Origin of the sequence: Paraburkholderia bryophila, from assembly GCF_013409255.1 — a bacterium.
In the GTDB taxonomy this organism is placed as follows: Bacteria; Pseudomonadota; Gammaproteobacteria; order Burkholderiales; family Burkholderiaceae; genus Paraburkholderia.
The window spans coordinates 1663989-1680729 of the sequence record NZ_JACCAS010000001.1; the positions used below are offsets into that span (position 1 = coordinate 1663989).

At 62.9% G+C, this 16741-nt stretch carries 13 protein-coding genes; 4 read left to right on the forward strand and 9 right to left on the reverse strand.

Annotation, left to right across the window (positions count from 1 at the left end):
- Positions 1-10: 10 nt before the first annotated feature.
- From GGD40_RS07470 to GGD40_RS07490, 5 genes are all read right to left on the reverse strand, one after another.
- A complete protein-coding gene (locus GGD40_RS07470; RefSeq protein WP_179743253.1) occupies positions 11-397 on the reverse strand; it encodes a hypothetical protein in 387 nt (128 codons plus the stop codon).
- Between the two features lie 142 nt (positions 398-539).
- Positions 540-1343: a transglutaminase-like domain-containing protein gene (locus tag GGD40_RS07475; protein WP_179743254.1), complete on the reverse strand. Its 804-nt coding sequence runs from the start codon at positions 1341-1343 to the stop codon at positions 540-542.
- Positions 1344-1655: 312 nt separating this feature from the next.
- Positions 1656-3191 (reverse strand): HdeD family acid-resistance protein, encoded by a 1536-nt coding sequence (locus GGD40_RS07480; protein WP_257030371.1) that lies wholly within the window; start codon positions 3189-3191, stop codon positions 1656-1658.
- Positions 3192-3257: 66 nt separating this feature from the next.
- Positions 3258-3611, reverse strand: coding sequence for a hypothetical protein (locus GGD40_RS07485; RefSeq protein WP_179743255.1), 354 nt, complete (start codon positions 3609-3611; stop codon positions 3258-3260).
- A gap of 252 nt (positions 3612-3863) precedes the next feature.
- Positions 3864-4787, reverse strand: coding sequence for a recombination-associated protein RdgC (locus tag GGD40_RS07490; protein ID WP_179705983.1), 924 nt, complete (start codon positions 4785-4787; stop codon positions 3864-3866).
- A 217-nt stretch (positions 4788-5004) separates the two neighbouring features.
- Here GGD40_RS07490 and GGD40_RS07495 point away from each other — a divergent pair, with 217 nt between their 5' ends.
- Together GGD40_RS07495 and GGD40_RS07500 are read left to right on the forward strand one after the other, a co-directional pair.
- Entirely contained in the window at positions 5005-5574 is a 570-nt protein-coding gene (locus GGD40_RS07495; RefSeq protein ID WP_179743256.1) for an ester cyclase, read from the forward strand.
- Positions 5575-5659: 85 nt separating this feature from the next.
- The gene (locus GGD40_RS07500; RefSeq protein WP_179705988.1) at positions 5660-5992 is read left to right on the forward strand and encodes a hypothetical protein; all 333 of its coding nucleotides are present in this window, start codon (positions 5660-5662) and stop codon (positions 5990-5992) included.
- A gap of 23 nt (positions 5993-6015) precedes the next feature.
- Here the strand turns inward: GGD40_RS07500 and GGD40_RS07505 are convergent, their stop codons facing one another.
- Together GGD40_RS07505 and GGD40_RS07510 are read right to left on the reverse strand one after the other, a co-directional pair.
- Positions 6016-6861, reverse strand: coding sequence for a glycosyltransferase family 2 protein (locus GGD40_RS07505; RefSeq protein WP_176060432.1), 846 nt, complete (start codon positions 6859-6861; stop codon positions 6016-6018).
- A 78-nt stretch (positions 6862-6939) separates the two neighbouring features.
- On the reverse strand, positions 6940-7884 hold the full coding sequence (locus GGD40_RS07510) for a glycosyltransferase family 2 protein (protein ID WP_179743257.1): 945 nt from the start codon (positions 7882-7884) through the stop codon (positions 6940-6942).
- Between the two features lie 571 nt (positions 7885-8455).
- On the opposite strand from GGD40_RS07510, the gene GGD40_RS07515 reads away from it, so the two are divergent.
- Positions 8456-9643: a glycosyltransferase family 9 protein gene (locus GGD40_RS07515; RefSeq protein WP_179743258.1), complete on the forward strand. Its 1188-nt coding sequence runs from the start codon at positions 8456-8458 to the stop codon at positions 9641-9643.
- Between the two features lie 217 nt (positions 9644-9860).
- Here the strand turns inward: GGD40_RS07515 and msbA are convergent, their stop codons facing one another.
- Positions 9861-11654, reverse strand: a complete 1794-nt coding sequence (msbA, locus tag GGD40_RS07520) for a lipid A export permease/ATP-binding protein MsbA (protein ID WP_179743259.1) — start codon at positions 11652-11654, stop codon at positions 9861-9863.
- 258 nt (positions 11655-11912) lie between these two features.
- On the opposite strand from msbA, the gene GGD40_RS07525 reads away from it, so the two are divergent.
- On the forward strand, positions 11913-12674 hold the full coding sequence (locus GGD40_RS07525) for a glycosyltransferase family 2 protein (RefSeq protein WP_179743260.1): 762 nt from the start codon (positions 11913-11915) through the stop codon (positions 12672-12674).
- 185 nt (positions 12675-12859) lie between these two features.
- Here GGD40_RS07525 and dnaE read toward each other — a convergent pair whose 3' ends face one another.
- The gene (gene dnaE, locus GGD40_RS07530) at positions 12860-16444 is read right to left on the reverse strand and encodes a DNA polymerase III subunit alpha (RefSeq protein WP_179743261.1); all 3585 of its coding nucleotides are present in this window, start codon (positions 16442-16444) and stop codon (positions 12860-12862) included.
- Positions 16445-16741: the final 297 nt, after the last annotated feature.

The window sequence follows — 16741 nt, forward strand, 5'->3', positions numbered from 1 at the left end:
CAGGCGTGAGTTAGAAATTGACGGTCCAGACGGTCTGCCGGGCGTCGCGAGCGGCGACGTATTCCACCGGCGGCAGCGCGTTCCGTCGCGCGTTCTGCGCGGTGCTTTGCGCCGCGCTCCCGGTCGCGTTCTGAGTCGCGTTCTGAGTCGGGTTCGCCGATCCCGCCGGATCGATCCCGGCTTGCGTGATCTCGAACGGCGCGCCGTGCAGACAGGACACCATCGGCTGGTTCGCCATGCTGATTGCCGCGTCCGTGGCTTGCACGAGGCAGGTTTCCTGCACGGTCAGACTGACGGCGATTGCCGCCAGCTCAGTCGGTGCAGCTTGCGAAGCCGGCGCGCTAGGTAAGGCAAGAAGAACGGCCGCGAAGACGGCGGCCAGGTTACGGGAAATCATGCTGTTCCGGAGTCGGCGCTAAGAGCGAGCGGTGTTAAGTCGAAAGCCGGGTTAAAAACCAGGTCGAAAGCGAGCGTCAAACACAGATGCACTGCATGTCGGCATTTGGCGCAAAAACTTTAGATCTTCCCCGGCGAACGCACTAAACCGCCTCGCACACCACCGCGAACTTCAGCAACTGCGTCGGCCCGAACGCATTGCTGATGGCAACGTCCGCGGCATCCCGCCCGCGCGCCATCAGCACCCGCCCGATGCGCGGCACATTGTTACGCGGATCGAACATCTGCCAGCAACCGCCGACGTAAGCCTCGAACCACGCGGCAAAATCCATCGCCGAATACGGCGGCGGCACGCCGACGTCGCTGATATAACCCGTGCAATAGCGCGCCGGGATGTTCATCGCCCGGCACAGCGCCACGGCCAGATGGGCAAAGTCCCGGCACACGCCCTTGCGCTCCTGCCACGCCTGCCATGCGGTCTTGGTGGGCCGCGCGAAGTCGTAGCCGAACTCGATATGCTGGTGCACGTAGTCGCAGATCGCCTCCACGCGCACGCGCCCCAACGGCAATTTGCCGAACGTCTGCCAGGCGAATTCGGACAGCAGATCTGTTTCGCAGTAGCGGCTGCCCAGCAGGAACACCAGCGAATCGTTCGGCAACGCCTCCACCGGATGTTGCTCGGTAAACGGCGGGCGCCGTTCCGGTTCGGACGACACCTCCAGCACGGCGCTGGTCGAGAACGACACCCTGCCCTGCGGCGCCACCAGCCGGCTGCACAGATTGCCGAAGCCGTCGCGATACTGGGTGATCGGCACCGACGGATTGACCGTCAGCAGATCCGGACTCAGCACTTCTTTGACGTGCGAAAAGTGGGTGTTCAACATCAACATCATCGGCGTCGGTTGCACGCACTCGTAAACCAGCTCGTAGCCGACGTGCAATTTCATCGTGTTCACACTTGCAAAGAAAGCCGCCGCCTCAGTGGGCGTGAAGCGCCCGGCACGGTTTGATCTTGGAATGAGCCACGGCCGGTTCCGGCGTGCTCGGGTGCTGTCGAAGAGGCCAGTGACGACCTGAGCATACACCCGCCATATTGGATAAGTAATGTCACTTTGGCCGCAGTGGCACGCGCGAAAGTTATCAACAGAAACTGTTCGCAAATCTGTGCATAACTATCCGGCAAAATCTGCAAGCTGTTGATGCGACTGCTATTTTTACCGCATCGTCGAAGTTGGGCAGAGGCTTGCCACGAAGCGGAGTCAATCGTGCGGTTGGCTGGGTGTTGCGCTGGGTGTTGTGCTGGATGGGGCCGAGTGCGCCACCTCATGCGCCGCTTCGCGCACAGCCGGTGCATTGCGCGCCTCCTCGCGCCATTGACGGCGCGAGCGAACCATTCTGCGCACGGCCACGCGCGCCATCGTCACCCAGCCCGACGGCCGCGGGTCGGCGAGCATGCTGAGGGCGCGCGCGTAGTCGAGCGTGAGGCCGGGCGTCCATGCCATCGTGGCGGCGCGTTTGCGCAGTTGTGCGGCGACCCACAGTTCCGGCGTGGTGATCACGCGCAGAAACGGCCGCCATCCGCCGAGATCGCCCCACACGCGCGCCGACGCACCCTCGATCGCCGCTTCCAGCGCGCGCGACACACTGCTCGAGCAATTGCGATGCGTGAGGTTGTAGGTGGCGTCCTCCCGATAGGTGTCCCAGAACCGGCGCAGACGCACCGGATCGTAATTGCGAATACGCACCTGAACCGTCGACGGGCACCACGCTTTCGATTCGGTCGGGTAATCGGGCTGGAAGACGCCCGGCACGTCGTTCTCGCGTGTGGCGCGCAGGAGCCGCGCGAAATCGTCAGGTGAGCGATCGATCTCGACGCCCGGGTACAGGCTGATGTAAATGCCCTCGGGCGATTCGAGCGCGGCATGGCCGGTGGAGATCACGCCGTTGCGATCCACCGCCGCGATATAACGATCAACGATCGGCTGGCGGCGCGCCTCGCTTTTGGCGGTGCCGACCGGAGTCCAGACGTGGATGGTCAATGCGGTTTCGTCGGCGCCGGGCGGGCCGTCCCATTCGAGGTTGGGCGGTCGGCGCGACGCGGCGGGGTGGGTGGGGTCGGCGGTACTGGTGGCGCTCGCGGTATTCGCGGTATTCGTGGCATGCGCGGTGCTTGCAGCATGCACGGCACTCGCGGCGGCGTTAGCGCCATCCGTCGCTTGCTCGCCAACCACCGCCGGATTCGACGCCATCCGCCGAACCCGCGTACTCAGCAGAATCATGTTCCAGCCGCCGAATATCAGACCGAGGCCCAGGCAATACGGCACGGTGCCGACATAGTGCGTCGGGTACGGCTGGTAGAAAAAAACCGCCAGCGCAATTTCAACACCGCCGCCGATCATCGCGAACCGCCACGTGCGATAGCGCACTACTCTGGCCGAGACGATCTGCAGCAAACCGTCGGCCAGAAACAGCGTGCCGAAAATCATCGACAGAATGAAGTTGCCATGATGATGGCCGGCGAGAATCAGCGCGGCCGCGCAGCAGAACGCGAAGCCCTTCACGTAGCGCAGCGTGCGCTGCCCGCCCATGCCGGTCCACGCGACGGCCAGCGTGGCGAGACCTTCGAGCAGCAGCAGCAACGCGAACGGCGTGATCGGAAAATACAGCGCGTTGTCGAGCGCGTCGACGAACACCACCACGCCGAGCAGCAGGCTCACCCAGCCGATCAACTGCAATGTGCGCCAGCGCGTACGCAGGTAATCGACTCCCAGCAGAATCATGACCAGACGAACCATCGGCAAACCTCCGTGACGGGCGCGCGCTTCTGATCGCAATCTTAACCATGTTTGCGGGAATGGTACTCACACGTACTTGTGCTTCTCATGGTGACGCGGTTTCGACGAACGTCCGTCGCGTTTGCTCGAACGCGTGCTCACGCTCGCGGCGGTGTGCGTTTCATTCCGCGGCGCGGCATACGAACCGCTCTGAACGCCAGTCGGGACAGCAGGCGCGGTCATCTCGCCTCGCGGCGCGCTCAGGACAGCCTGCGCATCCGGCGACGAGCCGCTTGCCGCATCGACGACTCGCTGCAGTTCGTCCTGCGCATAGGCCGGCAACGGGGCAGGCGGATACTTCGCGTCGGTTGCGCTGGCCGAGGCGGGCACGGCAGCGGCGCAAGCAAGGCCGAAGGCGATCATCAAAGGGGCGAGTTTCATGTCGGGTCCTGGTCAGGAGGACGCGGCCGGCATGGAGGCAATGACAGGCCGGGCGCGCGTCGATGGATCGGAAGGTTCCTGACGGCTTGCACCGTCAGCACAAGCAGTGTGACGGCCGGGACATGAAGGGTAAATTTTATTAAGCCGGATTCAGATAGGCATAATTCGGCTTAATAAGTGCCGACGCGGGCATCTGAGCACGCGCCGGCCTGCAACCTCGTGAACGCGAACGAAAGCGCAAACGAAACGGCCTCAGGCCGCCGCGGCTTGCGGCATCGCAACGTCCTGCTCGCCGCCCAACGCGTCGAGCAGATCGCTCAGCATGCGGTCGAGTTCGGCGGTCATCAGCGTGACGTCGGAGTCGAAGCGTTCGTCGTCGTTGTGCGCGGTGGGATCGCTCGCCTCTTTCAGCACGTCGAGCGCCGCAATGCGCTTGATCACCAGCGACGGCGTCAGCACGAACGACACGCGGTCGTTCCACGTCATCGCGAGTCGCATGCATTGCTTGCCGGCTTCGATATGGCGGCGCATGTCTTCGGCGTCCAGCGTATGGCCGACGTAGCGCACGGTCGCGTTGCCTTCGGTCGGCGAGCGCAACTCGGTATCCTGATCGAGCGTGAAACCGGCGGGGCCTTCGCCGGAGAGCAGCCAGTCCGTCATTGCGGCGACCGGCGATTGCGTGACGCGCACCGTGCCGAGCGGCAGTTGATCGATCGACTTCACCAGCAGGCCGCGCACTTCATCGGCGACCGCTTGCGATGCCGCGTCGATCACCAGCCAGCCGTTCTTGCAATCGATCCACACGCGTGTATCGCGGCGGATGCTGAACGCGCGCGGCAGCAGGTCGTCGGTGACCTGCTCCTTGAGTTCGCGCATCTGCTTGCGGCCGGGTTTGAAGCCCTGCTGTTCCTCGAGTTCGGCGGCGCGCGCCTTGGTCACCTGCGTGACCACCGATGCCGGCAGCAGCTTCTTTTCGGTGCGAAACACCAGCAGCATCTGGCCATTGAGCGCGTACACCAGCGAGTCGTTGTCGCGCGGCGAGGCCCAGCCGTGGCTTTGCATCTCGACGGTATTGCCGGGCGCAAATGCGTGCGGCGCGAGCCACTTCTGCATCTGTTCGGGGGTGACGGACCACGGAGCGGGAAGACGGTGCAACTGAAGGTTTTTGAACCACATGGGCGACGGTCGTGTTTGGAGCAAGGCGCGTCATTCTATATGACGGCGGAGAGATCGCGCGCCCTGGCGACGGCCGCTTAAGGTTCGATCAGATGTCCACGCGAACCGGTCATTTTCAAATCCAACAATAAAATCCTTTAAGTGAAAGGCCAATTATCAAATGCAGTCGTTAGCTGGAGAATGTGTTTCATCTACTTCAACTTCTCCGGAGCCTGTCATGTCCCGCCAATCTTTTGCCCGTCTTTCCCGTCACGCGCTGCTTGCAGCTAGCCTTGCCGGCGCCGTGGGCTTCGCTCATGCCACTCAGGCCGCTCAAGCCACGAGCGACGCCGACCTGCCCGTGCCGCACCACGTCGCCGTTGACACGCGTTCCGCGCACAGCGCCGCGATCGTGCAAACCGCGCGCCGTTACGCCGCGTTCTGGAACACCGGCGACACGTCCTACGCAAAGCTCGCGCTGTCGCCGGCGTTTATCGATCGCACCTTGCCTGACGGACGGCCGCAAGGGCCTGAAGGGCCGTTAGCGGCATCGAAGGGATTTCGCGCGGCGGTGCCCGACCTGCATGCGGAAATTGATGACCTCGTGGTGGCCGGCGACCGCGCGTCGGTTCATTTGCATTTCCATGGACACTTCACCGGCCAGTTCCAGAATCTCAAAGGCAGCGGCCAGACCGTCGACTTTCAGGCGTTCGATCTCTACCGGGTCCAGGACGGCCGCATCGTCGAGAACTGGCACCTCGAAGACAATCTGACGCTGCTCAAACAACTCGGCGCGATCAAGCCGTAAAGCTGGCGCGGTGCCGTTGATTAAGCGCGCCGGACGCGGAAATCACCTAGACTTTTTGAGAGGCGTGATAGGGAAGGAGGTGACCATGGCCGATGAAACCGCACCCTGGCAAATGGTGGAGTACGAGGGTTTCGAGATTCACGTGGCGCCCTTTCCGAAGACCCCGCCAGCCGATGCCGGCAGCGGCGGGTCAGCGCCGGCGGTGGTGGATAACCGCTACACGTATGTCGGCTACGTCTGCCATCCTGGCGCCGATGCGGCGATTCCCGGTCATGCGGTGCCGTTCCATGCGGATGGAGAGGAAAGCTTCGCCGGTCACGACGAAGCGCTCTACGAAGGGGTGCAGGTGGGGCGCAGCATCGTCGAAGGAACGCATCCGGATTTGACGGTGCTGCCGTTGGTGACGGGCGGCGTGTGAACGTTGCGCCCGGCCGCTAGCAATCAGCTAAACGCGCGCTTGATGCGCGACTTGAACAGTGCGCGCCGCAAACGGCCGTTTTGCTCCGGTTCCGTCACCGCCAGCCCGCCTTCGACCGCTGTGCCGCGCCGCAAAAAATAACGGTCGAACGTGGCCTGCGTCATGCCCCACTTGTTGAGGAACTGACGACGCCCGTCGTTCTTCACGACCTTGCCGGTGCTCTTCTGCTGGAAGTGATACACGAGACTGTCGCCGACGCCCAGGAACACGCGGCAACCGGCATCCCACAGCTTCATCGAGAAATCGTTGTCGCTGCTCATGCCGGGGCTCAATTCGCTGCTATAGCCGCCGAGCTTGTACCACCAGTCGCGATGCACGAGCGTGGGCGGCCAGGTCGCGCCGCGCCAGTCCGCACGCACCAGTTTCGGCGTGGCCGCGACCAGTTCGTCGGCGCGGAAATTTTCCACGTCGCGGCCGAAGTTCTGCACCACCACGCAAGGGTTGCCCGAATCGACCGGCTCGACCATCGTGCCCGACAGCATGAACAGGTTGTCGGCCGGCATCTGCGCGAGCCGTTTGACGAGCGCGTCGTCCCAGCCAGGGCAGCAGTACATGTCGTCGTTCATGTAGACGATGTAGTCGTGCGTGGCGCGCGCCGCCGCGATATTCACCGCGTGGCAGATGCCGATATTGCCGGGCGACGCGGTGTGTTCGATGCCCTCGTCGCGCACCCACGCCAGCGTGCCGTCCGAGCCGTCGTTGACGTGCACGATGATCTGATGCGTGTGCGTCGAATGACGCCGCAGGCTCTCGATCACGAGGCGCAGATAAGGCAGGTTGTTCCAGGTCGGGATGATGATTGAGAACATCGAATAGGTATTCCGTGGTGATGGCCCATACAAACGGATCGTGCCGCTGGGATGCGGCGCGGATCGGCTGCGCCCGGTCTAATCTTTTGCCGTTTTGTCGAACGGCTTGTTGAGCGGATCGTTGAACGGCGTGTTGAACGTGAGCTTGGCGGGAAGATCCGCTTCCCAGCCCTCCAGATCCTCGAACGGATAACGGCCCAGCGCATACAGCACGCGTTTGAGGCGGCTTTTGAACGGCGCGCTCGGCACATTGGGCAGCGAACCCGGTGCGGCGCCGGCCGTCCGGCGAATATAGTCGCGCGCGAAATCGCGCTGCGAGATGCCCCACTTCATCAGGAATTCGCGGCCGCCGCGATTGCGCCGGATACGGCCGGTCGATTTGGTGCCGAAGTGATAGATGCGGCAGGCGCCGACCGAGCGGAACGTGCGGCAACCGACCAGCCAGAGCTTCATCAGGAAGTCGTCGTCGCTGCTCATGCCGGGTCCGAACTCGATGCTGTAGCCGCCCACCATGTGCCACAACTGACGGCTGATCAGCATGGGCTGCAACGCGACGCCGTCGCGATCGACCGACTTCATCGCGGCGGTGTACCTGAGCAGCCCGGCTTCGTCGAAATTGTCCGGTCCGCTGCCGAAGTTGGCCGCCGTGACGTTCGAATTGCCGGTATCGGTCGGCTCGATCAGCACGGAGGACAGATACGCGGACGAATGTCCCAGCGAGCGCAGGTTGGCCTCGAACGCGAGGTCCCAGCCAGGCGTGACGAACATGTCGTCGTTCAGGAACAGAATCCAGTCGCGCGTGGCGAGGCGCGCCACGTCGTTCAACGCCAGGCAGACGCCGACGTTACCTTTGCTCCACGTATGGAGAAGGCCTTCCGAGCGCACCCAGTCGAGCGTGCCGTCGCTGCCGTCGTTGACGTGCACGATGATCTCGTGATCGAACGCCGAATGACGGCGAACGCTGTCGATACACAGCTTCAGATACGGCAGATTGTTCCAGCTCGGAATCAGGATACTGAACATGAGGCGACGGGAAAGCTCGTTGAATGTGATCGCGCGACGCGGGAATGCTGAGTGCCGCGGGAAAGAAACGGGAAGGCAGACGACATGACCACGGCCGCCATGGACAACGCGTTGCCCGCGCAATGCTTAAGCGGATCGAGCGGGTCCAGCCGACCGGTTGACGCAAACGTGAGCGGAAATAGCGCTGACAACGGGCTTCGTGAGTTGACGCTCAGAAACGGAAAATGGGCGGGCGTCGACATGTCTTATGAATTTAGCCGGCCGCCGCGACAGTTGCCGTGCGACCCGGTAGGATGGCCCCGCCATTGTACCGGGTTAGGGTCCTGATCCCGCAAATCGGCCGGGAGCCCAAACCCCGCGCGGGTTGCCGATAACGCGGGCATTGCCACGGCGTGGCCACGGCGGCATCGGCGAGGCAATGTCCGCGTAAGCTTGCTGGAGCGTGCTGGTACCATACGGCCCACTCGCCCGCCCCTGCAAGCCGCCGTCGCGCCGACACGGCGGGCGCTGCGCTGGCGGCCGGCTTCAGAATTTTTTCCGTTTTTTCCAGTTTCGAGCAATGAACCGATTGATGAGCGCGCTCTACCGCGGTGCGCCTGCCGCCTTGAAACGCTTCGTGGAGACGGCTGTCGAGCGCTCCACCCGCATCCCTTACGCGGGCGTTGCGCATGAGCCCGAGGTGTTCCTGCGCAAGACGTCGCGAGCCAAGATCGTCAAGAAGTACCTGCACAAGCACTGGCTGCTCAAATGGCGCGGACAATCCCGCCTCGAACTGAGCAGCGCCGCCGACGCAAAGCGGCTGCTATGGATCTACACCGGCAAGCGCAATTTCGGCGATGCGACGATGGACATGTCTGGGCGCGCGCTACTGAAGGGTCGCGGTTTCGACATCGACCTGTTCACGCTACCGAACCTGCACAAGCTGTTCGAGGAAGACGACGTCTTCCAGCACGTCTACTCCGATTTGCAGCAGCTTGCCGGCCGTCAGTACGACGCGATCGTGATGTCGGAATTCAACCTGCCGTCCATCAAGCTGAAGGCACGCAATTTCAGGCGTTTGCCTTACGTCTGCCTGTTCCAGTATTTCTACGGCCCGGACCGCAACCAGACGACATTCAGTTACGCCGCGGTGAATCACGCGTTTTCGCTGGGCTATGCGCCGGCGAGCATCGTCGCGCTGAGCAAGCCTTATCTGACTGGGAAGGCTGGCACGCGCGAGTCGGTGCGTGCGCTGGTGCCGAACGAGCCGTTCGTGGCACTGGCAGTGGGCGGACTCGACACGAACCGCACTTATGGGCGTTGGGGCGAGTTACTGGATCTGCTCGATCGATCGGACGAGCCAGGCATACCGAGGCACATCGTGCTACTCGGTTCGGACAACGGCCTGGCCATGGCGGAGGTGTTGCTGAAGCGCACGTTTAGCACGCTGAAGATCAGTTCGTGCGTTGCTCGATTGACGTTGCTGCAGTCACGCGAGGTCGCGGCACAGGCGAGCCTTTTTGTGGGCGCGGATGGCGGTTTGATGCACGTGGCGCACTCCACACCGACGTCGAGCGTGTCGCTGTTTTCCGACCGCGAGCCGCCTTACCTGCGGCTGACCGAGGCGTGCCGCTCGATTGGTATTCAGAGTACTGGCGACGTCGACGAGATTGCGCCGACGTCGGTTATGAACGCGATTCGGACGCAGCTGGTGGGTTTGTCGAGCTCGGCGGATCCCGCGGGCTTGGCGGGTCCGGATAAACCAGGCGTTGCAGCCTAACAGCGGAAGGCGCCGCATCTTTTTCGCCGCTCAACTGCCGAGTCCCCCTGAAGACCGACCGCCGCGGCACGCGAAGCGCTGCCGGAAGAATGACTGCTGTGTCACTACCGCAGGCAAAGAAAAGTAGGTGCCGCCCCGCACAGGGGCAACGCTAATAGACCACCGTGAACTCAAGGAAAGGCCAACACAGCAAGCCCCGCGCCCCGCCGCGCCCCCCTCAAGCCGCATCCTGCTGAAACTGAATCCGATGCAAATTCGCATACAGCCCGTTTTGCGCCAACAGATCGCGGTGGCTGCCGCTCTCGACGATCCGCCCTGCGTCCATCACTAGAATGCGGCTCGCGCGCTCGATCGTCGACAGCCGGTGTGCGATGACCAGCGTCGTACGGCCTTTCATCAGGGTTTCCAACGCTGCCTGCACATGGCGTTCCGACTCAGAATCCAGCGCCGAGGTCGCCTCATCGAGAATCAGAATCGGCGCGTCCTTATAGATAGCCCGCGCGATCGCCAGACGCTGCCGCTGGCCGCCCGACAGCATCAGCCCGTTATCCCCAACCAGCGTATCGATGCCATTCGGCATAGCCTGAACCGTATCCCACAAGTTAGCCGCACGCAGCGCCGCCTTGACCTTATCCGAATCGGCCACTTGCCCATAAGCAACGTTATTGGCAACGGTATCGTTAAACAGCACGACATCCTGACTGACCATAGCAATCTGCCCACGCAGCGCGTGCAGATCGTATTCCGGCAACGCCACACCATCGGCCAGAATCTCCCCGCCGGTCGGATCAAAAAACCGCGGCAGCAAATTCACCAACGTAGTCTTGCCACTACCCGACGGTCCCACGAGCGCAACCATTTCCCCCGGCGCCACCTTGAACGACACCTTATCCAGCGTGTGCCGATTATTCGTCGCACTAGCGCCATAACTGAACGACACATCGCGGAACTCCACTTCACCGCGAGCGCGCTCGAGCGGCTTGCCGCCGCCTTCCGGCTCGGACGGCTCGTCGATCAAGCCGAAGATCAGTTCACACGCCGTCATGCCGCGTTGCAACGGCTGATTTACGTCCATCAGATGCTTGAGCGGCGAGATGATCAGGAGCATCGCCGTAACGAACGCGACGAACCCGCCAACCGTGGTCTGATCCGAGGACGACTGCATTACCGCGATCGTGATCACGATCGCCAGCGCGATCGACGCGAGAAACTGCGTGAGCGGCTGCGCGAGACCGCCGGAAACGGTCATGCGCATTGCGTAGCCGCGCAGGCGCTGGCTCATCGACGTAAAACGGTCGATCTCGTACTGCTCGCCGTTATGCACCTTGACGACCTTGTAACCGCCCACCGTCTCTTCGACGATGTACGACAGTTCGTTGGTCAGCAATTGATGTTCGCGGTTCAGGCGCCGCAAACGACGATTGATCTTGCCGACCAGCCAGCCGATTGCGGGCAGCAGCACCGCGACGATCAGCGTCAGACGCCAGTTCAGATAGAACAGATAGCCGAGCAGGAACACCACCGTCAGCGAATCGCGCACCAGCGTAACCATCACGCTCAACAGCACGTTGAGAATCTGGTTCACCTCGAAGACGATCGCGTTGATCACCGTACTCGCGGTTTCACGCTGGAAAAACGCGACGCTCGTGTGAATCATGCGGTTGAACATCTTCAGGCGCAGTTCGAGCAGGATCCTGTTCGACACATACGCGAGCAGATAGCCGGATGCGTATTGCGACAGACTGCGAATCAGCGCGAGACCAATCACCGCGGACGGCACGAACCACTTGGTGTTGTCGTTGGCGTGCGCGCCGAAGCCCTTGTCCAGCAACGGCTTAAGCAGGGCCGGGATCGCCGCGTCGGTCGCGGAGCTGACGGCCATCGCGACGATCGCACCGATGAGGACCCAGACCATCGGCTTGATATACGGCCACAGGCGTCGAAAAATGACGGACGGCGACGATGCCTCGCCAGTGCCGATGGGTTTGCTTAACGTTGGCTTCGCGCTCAAGGAATCCTCTGGGAATGCGGGACGGCTGCCGCGCGGCGGACGGAATGCCCGCCGCGAGGAAATTCAAAGAAGAGCATTGTAAACGGTTGCGGGCGACGGCTGGGAGCTGGCCGAATGGCCTGTGTATACTGGCAACTCGCTGCTGCAACTCGCTGCTAACACCTCGCTGGTGGCTCGCCCCGAGTTGCCGGCGCGACCCGCTCGCGAATGTCGCTCGTGCGGCTCGTTCCATCACTTTGCCCTCCACCCGATTCAGGCATGCAAGAAACCACCCTCGGCGTCGCCATCATCACCAAAAACGCGGCGGCACGGCTGGCCGAATGCCTGCAAGCGGTATCGTTCGCCGACCAGATCGTCGTGATCGACGGCGGCAGCACCGACGGCACCGCGGATATCGCACGCGCTCACGGCGCCCGCGTGATCGAAGAGACCGACTGGCCGGGTTTCGGTCCGCAGAAAAACCGTGCGGTGGAGGCGCTCTCCACCAACTGGATTCTTTCCCTCGACGCCGACGAAATCGTCTCGCCGGAACTGGCCGCGGCGATCCGCGCGGCATTGATCGCGCCCACCGCCGACGTCTACGCGGTGGACCGCCTGTCGAGTTTCTGCGGCCACTGGATTCATCACAGCGGCTGGTATCCGGACTGGATTCCGCGTCTGTTCAAACGCGGCGCGGCGCGTTTCTCCGACGACCTCGTCCACGAGCGTCTGGTATTCGACACGCCCACGCAACGGCTCACCGGCAAACTGATGCACTACTCGTACGAGGACTTCGAAGGCGTGCTGCGCAAGCTCGACACGTATTCGACCGCCGGCGCAGTGCAACGTCATGCGGCGGGCAAGCGCGGCAGTTTCGGCAAGGCGCTCGGGCGCGGCGCCTGGGCGTTCGTGCGGACCTACGTGTTGCGGCGCGGCTTTCTGGATGGCAAGGCCGGTTTCATGATCGCGGTGTTCAACGCGGAGACGGTGTACTACCGGTTTTTGAAGCTGGCGCGGCTCGGGGATCAGGCGCGGCGCTGAGTGCGGGACAGGACGCGGCGTGGGCCGTGAAATGTGTTGCTGCGCCGCCTGGTTGTGTTTTGCTGCGCGGCCTGATTGTGGATGTCTGTCCGGTCCGCTGCTGCCGTCTCGCCGCAACCGTAGCTAAGCCCTAGCCCAACCGTCCGATCGTTTGCCCGCGGCCGCCGGCGCGGGCAACCCAACCATCAATAGACGATTTCGATCGAGCTGCCGGCAAACTCGCCGCGCAACGCCGCGAGGAGTTCGTCGGTCGGCTTCACGCGCCACGCGTCGCCCAGACGCATTTCACCCTGCGCGCTTTCACTGCGATACACCACCTGCACAGCCAGCCCGTTCGGGATCTGCACCGCCTGACGCTGACGGCCATTGTCGCCGCCATAACCGCCGCCTCCGCCGCCGTTACGCCCGCCACCGTTACCACCGCGCGCCGACGCAACCGGCGCCGGAGCGGCCGCCGGCTCGTCCTTACCCGCGCTATGCGCTTCGAGCACGCGCCGCAACGCGAGCGCGTCTGCGTTGCCGTTCATCTCCACCTTCACGGCCTCCGCATAACGGCAGCGTGCGCGCCCGAGATCCATGACCGTTTCGACGGTAAAGCGGATGCCGCCGGTGAACGCGTCGTTACGCGCCTGACCCTGCACGACCAGCAGTTCGTCTTCCTTGAACAGTTGCTTGTGGGCTTCGAACGTCTCGTTGAACACCGTCACTTCGCACTGGCCCGTGCCGTCGTCGAGCAGCGCGATCAGCATCTTGCCGCGCTGGGTCATCTGCGTGCGCATCGACGCGATCACGCCCGCGACCAGCTTGTCGCGCCCTTCCTTCAGTTCGCCGATCTTCTGACGCACGAAGCGGCGCACTTCGCTCTTGTACGCGTCGAACAAATGGCCCGACAGGTAGAAGCCGAGCGCGGCCTTTTCTTCCTGCAACTTCTTCTTTTCCGCCCACTCCGGCTCGTCGACCAGTTCGTGACCTTGCGACGGCGCGTCGCCCATGTCGAACAGGCCCGCTTGCAGCGCATTGGCGCTCGCCTGTTCGGCGGCTTCCATGGCGAGCGAGACGGAGGCGATCAGTTGCGCGCGATTGGCATGCAGCGAATCGAACGCGCCGGCGCGGATCAAAGCCTCGACCGTGCGACGATTGACAATACGGCGGTCGACGCGATTGCAGAAATCGAAAATGTCGATGAACGGACCGTCTTCCCGCGCGCGAATAATTTCTTCGATCGCGTTCTGGCCGCTGCCTTTGATTGCGCCGAGGCCGTAACGGATCGTTTTCGAGCGCTTGCCGTCCGGCTCGGCGACCGGCTCGAAGCGATATGCGGACAGATTCACATCGGGCGGCAGCACCGCCATCTTGTTCGTCAGGCAGTCTTCGAACAGGATCTTGACCTTGTCCGTGTCGTCCATGGCGAGCGACATATTCGCCGCCATGAATTCCGCCGGATGGTGCGCCTTCAGCCACGCGGTGTGATACGCGAGCAGCGCGTACGCGGCCGCGTGCGACTTGTTGAAGCCGTAGCCCGCGAACTTCTCCATCAAGTCGAAGATTTCGTCGGCCTTTTCGCCGGTCAGCCCGTTCTTCGCGGCGCCCTGGCGGAACAACTCGCGATGCTCGGCCATTTCCTCGGCCTTCTTCTTACCCATCGCGCGACGCAGCAAGTCGGCGCCACCCAGCGAGTAGCCGCCGATGATCTGCGCCATCTGCATCACCTGCTCCTGGTAGACCATGATGCCGTAGGTCTCTTTCAGAACAGATTCGACGCGCGGATCCGGATACTCGACGACTTCGCGGCCGTGCTTACGCGCGCAGAAGCTCGGAATCAGGTCCATTGGGCCCGGACGGTACAACGCGACCAGCGCGATGATGTCCTCGAAGCGGTCAGGCTGCGCGTCTTTCAGCATGCCTTGCATGCCGCGGCTTTCCAGCTGGAACACGGCGACGGTATTCGCTTTCTTCAGGATCGAGAACGACGGGGCGTCGTCCAGCGGCACCTGCGCGAGCGACCAGTCCTGCTTCGACGGATCGAGACGGCGGATATAGCGCTCGGCCCAGTCGAGAATCGTCAGCGTGGTCAGACCCAAAAAGTCGAACTTCACGAGGCCGACGGCTTCGACGTCGTCTTTGTCGTACTGGCTCACGACACCGCTTTCGTCGCCCTGCGTGTACAGCGGACAGAAATCGGTCAGCTTGCCGGGCGCGATCAGCACCCCGCCCGCGTGCATGCCGACGTTACGCGTGAGGCCTTCCACACGCTGCGCGAGTTCGAGCAACTGATGCACTTCGTCTTCGTTGTCGAAGCGCTCCTGCAGCAGCGGCTCTTCCTTCATCGCGTCCGCGATCGTGACGTGCTTGCCCGGCTTGAACGGAATCAGCTTGGCAATACCGTCCGTGAACATATAGCCGAGATCGAGTACCCGGCCGATGTCGCGCACTGCCGCCTTCGCCGCCATCGTGCCGAACGTGGCGATTTGCGACACCGCGTCCGCACCGTACTTTTCCTTCACGTACTGGATCACGCGATCGCGGCCGTGCTGGCAGAAGTCGATGTCGAAGTCGGGCATCGAAACCCGTTCCGGATTCAGGAAACGTTCGAACAGCAGGTTGTAGCGCAGCGGATCGAGGTCGGTCACGCCGAGCGCGTACGCGACCAGCGAACCCGCGCCCGAACCCCGGCCGGGGCCGACCGGCACGCCGTTGTTCTTCGCCCAGTTGATAAAGTCCGCCACGATCAGGAAGTAGCCCGGAAAGCCCATCTTGATGATCGTGCCGCACTCGAATTCGAGGCGCGCGTAGTACGTTGCGCGTTGCGCTTCCCGTTCGGCCGCGTCCGGGTACAACTGTTCGAGACGCTTCTCGAGCCCCTCTTTCGACAACTGCACCAGGTAGTCGTCGAGCGACATGCCGTCTGGTGTGGGAAACAGCGGCAGCTTCGGCTTGCCGAGTTCGAGCGTGAGGTTGCAGCGCTTGGCGATTTCGACCGTATTGGCGAGCGCCGACGGAATGTCCGCGAACAGCGCGGCCATTTCTTCCTGCGTGCGGAAAAACTGCTCGGAAGTGAAGCGTTTCGAGCGGCGCGGATTCGCGAGAATGTCGCCTTCGGAAATACACACGCGCGCCTCGTGCGCGGTGAAATCGTCTTGCGTCATGAACTGCATGGGATGCGTGGCGACCACCGGCAACTTCAGCGCCGCGGCAAGCGCGACCGACTGCTGCACGTACTGCTCGCCGCCCGGCTGACCGCTCCGCTGCAACTCGATATAAAAGCCGCCGGGGAATACCTTCGCCCAATGCAACGCATTGCGTTTGGCCGCTTCTTCGTTACCCGCCGCGAGCGCAAGGCCAATGTCGCCGTGCTGCGCACCGGACAACGCGAGCAAGCCTTCGCCCAGGCCGGATTCGAGCCAGCCGGCCTCGACTTCGGCACGCCCGCGATACTGATTGGTGAGCGACGCCTTGCTGAGCAACTCGCACAGATTCAGATAGCCGCGCCGGTCTTTGACCAGCAGCAGCAAACGGGAAGGCTTGTCGCGGTCGTCGGGATTGGTGATCCAGACGTCGCAGCCGGCAATGGGTTTGACCCCTTTGCCACGGGCTTCCTTGTAGAAGCGGACGAGGCCGAACGCGTTGCCGAGATCGGTGAGGGCGAGCGCGCCCTGACCGTCTTTGGCAGCGGCCTTGACGACGTCGTCAAGACGCACGATGCCGTCGGCAATCGAGAATTCGGAGTGAACGCGGAGATGAACGAAGCGGGGATCTGACATGGGCGACATTGTAACTCCACCCTCCGGGAGTTTTCAGGCCAAAACCGCGGGTTGGCCGTTCGGCATAGGACGCAAACGCGGGAGCCCCATGCACTGGCGGTTCGCGCTATTTTTAACAATTCCGGCGGCTACGCGGGCGTCACGCCGCTCGCCCGCAGCGTCAAAAAACGCTGCGCGAATTCGCGTGAATTTGCCCCGCCTTTGTCCACAACGCGCCGCAACGCGTCACGAGATCGCGGACGATTTGCGCTAGCGCAAGCCCCTGGCCATTCGGCCGAGTCGGGGAAAGTGCCGGGTTGAGGGATA

Excerpts from the sequence above, each read along its gene's own strand:
- GGD40_RS07485 (WP_179743255.1), bottom strand. The coding sequence starts at position 3,611 with ATGAAACTCGCCCCTTTGATGATCGCCTTCGGCCTTGCTTGCGCCGCT.
- GGD40_RS07510 (WP_179743257.1), bottom strand. The coding sequence starts at position 7,884 with ATGTTCAGTATCCTGATTCCGAGCTGGAACAATCTGCCGTATCTGAAG.
- GGD40_RS07495 (WP_179743256.1), top strand. The coding sequence starts at position 5,005 with ATGTCCCGCCAATCTTTTGCCCGTCTTTCCCGTCACGCGCTGCTTGCA.
- GGD40_RS07505 (WP_176060432.1), bottom strand. The coding sequence starts at position 6,861 with ATGTTCTCAATCATCATCCCGACCTGGAACAACCTGCCTTATCTGCGC.
- dnaE (WP_179743261.1), bottom strand. The coding sequence starts at position 16,444 with ATGTCGCCCATGTCAGATCCCCGCTTCGTTCATCTCCGCGTTCACTCC.
- GGD40_RS07490 (WP_179705983.1), bottom strand. The coding sequence starts at position 4,787 with ATGTGGTTCAAAAACCTTCAGTTGCACCGTCTTCCCGCTCCGTGGTCC.
- GGD40_RS07480 (WP_257030371.1), bottom strand. The coding sequence starts at position 3,191 with ATGGTTCGTCTGGTCATGATTCTGCTGGGAGTCGATTACCTGCGTACG.
- GGD40_RS07475 (WP_179743254.1), bottom strand. The coding sequence starts at position 1,343 with ATGAAATTGCACGTCGGCTACGAGCTGGTTTACGAGTGCGTGCAACCG.
- GGD40_RS07470 (WP_179743253.1), bottom strand. The coding sequence starts at position 397 with ATGATTTCCCGTAACCTGGCCGCCGTCTTCGCGGCCGTTCTTCTTGCC.
- GGD40_RS07515 (WP_179743258.1), top strand. The coding sequence starts at position 8,456 with ATGAGCGCGCTCTACCGCGGTGCGCCTGCCGCCTTGAAACGCTTCGTG.
- GGD40_RS07500 (WP_179705988.1), top strand. The coding sequence starts at position 5,660 with ATGGCCGATGAAACCGCACCCTGGCAAATGGTGGAGTACGAGGGTTTC.
- GGD40_RS07525 (WP_179743260.1), top strand. The coding sequence starts at position 11,913 with ATGCAAGAAACCACCCTCGGCGTCGCCATCATCACCAAAAACGCGGCG.